Source organism: Actinomadura soli, from assembly GCF_005889715.1.
Lineage (GTDB): Bacteria > Actinomycetota > Actinomycetes > Streptosporangiales > Streptosporangiaceae > Spirillospora > Spirillospora soli.
Map to the genome: position 1 here is coordinate 1 of NZ_VCKW01000447.1, position 3,973 is coordinate 3,973.

At 70.8% G+C, this 3,973-nt stretch carries 7 protein-coding genes; 3 read left to right on the forward strand and 4 right to left on the reverse strand.

The genetic code is table 11. The annotated features are described in order from the left end of the window. Nucleotides 1–236 (reverse strand): universal stress protein (locus ETD83_RS40240; RefSeq protein WP_205718163.1); only part of this gene is annotated, 236 nt, incomplete at its 3' end. 278 nt (nucleotides 237–514) lie between these two features. Between ETD83_RS40240 and ETD83_RS40245 the strand changes: the two genes are divergently transcribed. The 3 genes from ETD83_RS40245 to ETD83_RS40255 all read left to right on the forward strand — a co-directional run bounded on the left by ETD83_RS40245 (nucleotide 515) and on the right by ETD83_RS40255 (nucleotide 2,443). Continuing rightward, nucleotides 515–928 (forward strand): OsmC family protein, encoded by a 414-nt coding sequence (locus tag ETD83_RS40245; RefSeq protein WP_138650503.1) that lies wholly within the window; start codon nucleotides 515–517, stop codon nucleotides 926–928. Between the two features lie 97 nt (nucleotides 929–1,025). Continuing rightward, nucleotides 1,026–1,871 carry a universal stress protein gene (locus ETD83_RS40250; RefSeq protein WP_138650504.1) on the forward strand — a complete coding sequence of 282 codons (846 nt, stop codon included), beginning with the start codon at nucleotides 1,026–1,028 and terminating at the stop codon, nucleotides 1,869–1,871. Then, on the forward strand, nucleotides 1,868–2,443 hold the full coding sequence (locus tag ETD83_RS40255; RefSeq protein ID WP_205718164.1) for a cyclic nucleotide-binding domain-containing protein: 576 nt from the start codon (nucleotides 1,868–1,870) through the stop codon (nucleotides 2,441–2,443). Before ETD83_RS40250 ends, ETD83_RS40255 begins: the two co-directional genes overlap by 4 nt. A 235-nt stretch (nucleotides 2,444–2,678) precedes the next feature. Here the strand turns inward: ETD83_RS40255 and ETD83_RS40260 are convergent, their stop codons facing one another. From ETD83_RS40260 to ETD83_RS46245, 3 genes are all read right to left on the reverse strand, one after another. Next, the gene (locus tag ETD83_RS40260) at nucleotides 2,679–3,110 is read right to left on the reverse strand and encodes a pyridoxamine 5'-phosphate oxidase family protein (RefSeq protein ID WP_138650505.1); all 432 of its coding nucleotides are present in this window, start codon (nucleotides 3,108–3,110) and stop codon (nucleotides 2,679–2,681) included. 145 nt (nucleotides 3,111–3,255) lie between these two features. Next, the gene (locus ETD83_RS40265; RefSeq protein ID WP_138650506.1) at nucleotides 3,256–3,699 is read right to left on the reverse strand and encodes a pyridoxamine 5'-phosphate oxidase family protein; all 444 of its coding nucleotides are present in this window, start codon (nucleotides 3,697–3,699) and stop codon (nucleotides 3,256–3,258) included. A 192-nt stretch (nucleotides 3,700–3,891) separates the two neighbouring features. After that, the coding region (locus tag ETD83_RS46245; protein WP_138650508.1) for an arginine deiminase family protein at nucleotides 3,892–3,973 on the reverse strand (82 nt) is incomplete at its 5' end.

The window sequence follows — 3,973 nt, forward strand, 5'->3', positions numbered from 1 at the left end:
CTGAGGTGCTGGGTGCGCGGGAGCGCGTCCGCGGCCAGGCGGCGCAGCCTCAGCCACTCCCGTACGGTTCGCAGCGGGCGGGTTCCGAGTGCGCCATCGGGTTCCAGGACGCGGACGACGTCCAGCCGCGCGTGGCGTTCGACGGCCTCCCGCGCGGCGCGCCGCAACGCGGCCATGGAGTTGGGCGAACCGTCCACCCCGACGACGACGGAACGCTGCTCGGGCTTGATCCACATCGGTGACCTCCCTTGTCACTTCCACCGTCGCAGCCGGGCCGGTCCCCGGGTCAGTGCCGAGCGTCCCGGCGGGGCGGGACCTTCGGCCCTGGTCCGCCTGGGCTGGGGCGACCGCCGGGGCCGGGCGGTGGCCGGGGTGGCCGGGGTGGCCGCCCTGAGCGAGCTCCGGGCGGTGACCTATCACCTGTGCCGACGGGGACCTTTGGCTCTTACCTGCGAGAACCCTCGCAGGGGACGCTGAAGGCGAGCCAAGAGATCGGAGCACAGGAGGTGGCCCGATGGGTGAGATGACAGTGGTCCACCGCGAGACCGACGCGTTCGCCGTGCTCGTCCGGGACCATGTGATCCTCGTGGACCAGCCGTACTCCGCAGGCGGCATGGACGTCGGACCCACACCGGTCGAGTTGTTCGTGGCGTCTCTGGCCGCCTGCGCGGCGCATTACGCGCGGCGGTACCTGGTGCGGCGCGGGCTTCCCGCAGACGGACTGGAGGTCACCGCCGACTTCGCCATGAGCGCGGGCGCCCCGGCGCGGGTGTCCCGGATCGGGCTGCGGCTGCGTCCTCCCGTCCCGCTGGCGAGCGGTGACGCCGAAGGGATGCGGAGGGCGGCGGAGGGCTGCACGGTCCACAACTCCGTCCTCGACGCGCCGCGGATCGGCCTGGAGGTCGTGACCGAGGCGAGAGCCACCTGACTCGCCGGCGAAGGTCCCGGCGCGAAGGGCTGTTCGGCCCTGCCACGGGGACACGGTCCGGCGGTGGTATGGAACGGACTGAGACAGGGAGGACGTCATGAGCCACGTGGTCGTCGGCTACGACGGAACGAGCGAGAGCGAGCGGGCCCTGCGGTGGGCGGTGGGGGAGGCGCGGCTACGGCGCCTCCCGCTGACGGTCTGCCATGCCTGGCGCTGGCCATATCCGATCAGCTACATCGACTACGAGGGCGTGGCCATCGTCCGCAGGATGGGCGAGCACCTGCTCGACCACGGCGTGGCCCTGGCACGGGAACTGGCGCCGAGCGTGACGGTCCGCGAACGGCTGCACGACGGCGGCGCTGGCCCGGCGCTGGTACACGAGGGGCACGACGCCGACCTGATCGTGGTCGGCTCGCATGAGCCCGACGAGATGCCCGTCGGCTCGACCGCGCTGCGGGTGCCGGCGCAGGCCGATCGACCCGTCTTGGTGGTGCGGTCGGCGGCCCGGCGTGACGGGCTTGTGGTCGTCGGGGTGGACGGTTCGGCGGGCGCCGACGCGGCGCTGGCCTTCGGGTTCGAGGAAGCAGCGCTGCGCGGCTGGCGGCTGCGGGCGGTGTACGGCTGCTGGGAGCCCGGTGCGGCCCCGGACGGAGACCTTTCCCTGTTCGGCGACGAGGACAAGCTGCGCCGCGTGTGCGGCGCCCTGCTGGAACGGGCGGTAGCGCCCTGGCGGGTGAAGTACCCGTACGTCCGCGCCACGACGTCGCTGGTGCTGAGGTCGCCACGGGAGACGCTGCTCGAGGCCGCGCAGGACGCCAACCTGACGGTGACGGGCGCCCGCGGCACCGGTGCGGTAGAGACGCTGACCGTAGGGGCGACCAGTGATGCGCTGCTCAAGCACGCCCCGTGCACGGTCGCCGTAGTGCCGCTCCTCATCGGGTGACGGCACAGGGCCACCGCAAGCGCCCGGTGCGCGCCTGCCCGGCCCCTGAACGGAGCACGCTGGAGACTTTGAAGGGAGTGAGTCAGATGGGCGTTGTGACCGGGGCGGATCTGGCCCGCGAACCGTTCCTGAGCGACGTCAGAACCGCCGACTTGACCAGGCTGGCCAAGGCGGCCCGGTTCACCCAGATTCCGGCGGGACGGCGCATCTTCAACGAGTCCGACCCGGCGGAACGGTTCTGGATCATCCGGGACGGGACCGTGGCCGTAGACCTGCAAATGCCCGGCCGCGGGCCCGTCGTCATCGAGACCTTCGGTCCAGGCGCAGTGCTGGGCTGGTCGTGGCTGTTCCGCCCCTACCGGTGGCGGCTCGGGGGATTCGCCGCAACGCCGGTCCAAGCGATCGAGCTCGATGGACGCTTGGTCCGGACGCTCTGTGCGGTGGACCCATCGCTGGGCTATGAGCTGACGCGCCGCTTCGCCGAACTCGTCGTGGAACGGCTTGAGGCGACCCAGACACGGCTGCTGGAACTCTCCGATGTGAACCCGGTGAACGATGCTTCTCTGTCGTAGGAGACGAGCGGCACGACGCCCGAAGCCAGTAGCACAAGCGGAGCTGCGATGACCATCCTGCAGTGCGGTGGGCGATAGGCAGGTCCCACCCGCTGGGGTTGCCTCCTGCTCCGCGGCGGGCCGTGGGGGCCGTCGCATCGCCGGCATCGACCGGCGAGGACAACGTTCCGCGGCGAACTTGACGACGTCTAGGGCCAGGACGAGATGTGAGCTGCATCTGCAAGGTTCGCGCATCTCATCGCGTGGCCTCGGATTCGATGGTGCTGTGGACGCGGCGGCCGGTGATGAGCTCGGGGCGGATGCGGATGAAGGTGTCGCGTTCGCCTGGGGCCCAGCTGACCAGGGGCAGGGCCTCCAGAATGGCGATATCGGAGGGGTCGGTGACGCCCTGAGTGTGGCCGATGACCACTACTGACCAGCCTGTTCGCACTGTGGTATCGAACTCGTCGATCTCGAAGGCGACGATGGTGTCGGCGGCGGCCGTGGCGAGCCTGGACGTCCGGGACGTCCTGATCACGATGTCGCCGCGGCTGAGGACGAAGTTGACCGGCTGAATGGCGGGGAGCGCCTGGTGAGTGAAGACGATCCGTCCGATCGTGGCGCGTCTGAGGAGGTCGCGGCACTCGTCCTTGTCCAGGATCTCCAGGCCGCTCTGGTCGAGCTGCATATCTCCAGAGTGGGGCGTCAGAGGTACAGAGCGTTAGGGACCAAGGTCCTGAACGCAGGGCCCCTTGCCTGGTCCGGGTGGCCCGTCTGGATCATGTGCGGTGCGGCCGGGAGGCATCGGGCGGTCGCGGTGCGGGGCAAGCGGATCAGTCGGTGGGGTCGATGCGTTCGGTGGTCACTCCGCCGGCGTGCAAGGGGATGCGGCGGCCTGTGACCTCGCGGGGTGTCAGCCGTATGAAGACCGTGTCGTGGGAGCGGATCCACGGGGTGAGCGGCAGGGTCCGCAGGCGCTCGGCCTCGCCGGGGTCGGTGATGATCTCGGCTGGGCCGGTGAGGAGGACGCTCCAGGCGGTCTTGAGAGCCGGTTCCAGGTCGTCGGCTTCGAAGGTGAGCGGGCGTCCGGCGCGGACGGCGTCGAGTTTGGCGCCGGGGGCGGTGGTGAAGACCAGGTCCTCGCCGTCCAGGACGAAATTGACCGGCAGGACGGTGACCGTGCCGTCGTCCTGGGCCCAGGCGATCCGGCCCACCGGCGCGCGCTGGATCAATGTCAGGCAGGTGGCCGGGTCCAGGCGCTGAAGTTCGTTGCCCATCGGCCCTCCGATCGTGGGTTGGGCACACCATATGACGGGCCGTGTGGACGCGCTGGGTGGTGAGCCGACGCCAAGGAGACGATGCCCGCAGAAGCCGCGGCCTCACCTCTGGAGCCTCTGACGCCTGTTGGCGTGGGCGTGTGCGCGTCACCCGCGGGGTGGTTCGTTGGCGACCGGCCTAGCGCAGGACGGTCACTTCGTCGTCCCGTCGCGGTGGAGCGGGCAGGTCATGCAGCGGGGGCCGCCGCGGCCGCGGCCGAGTTCGCCGCCGGGG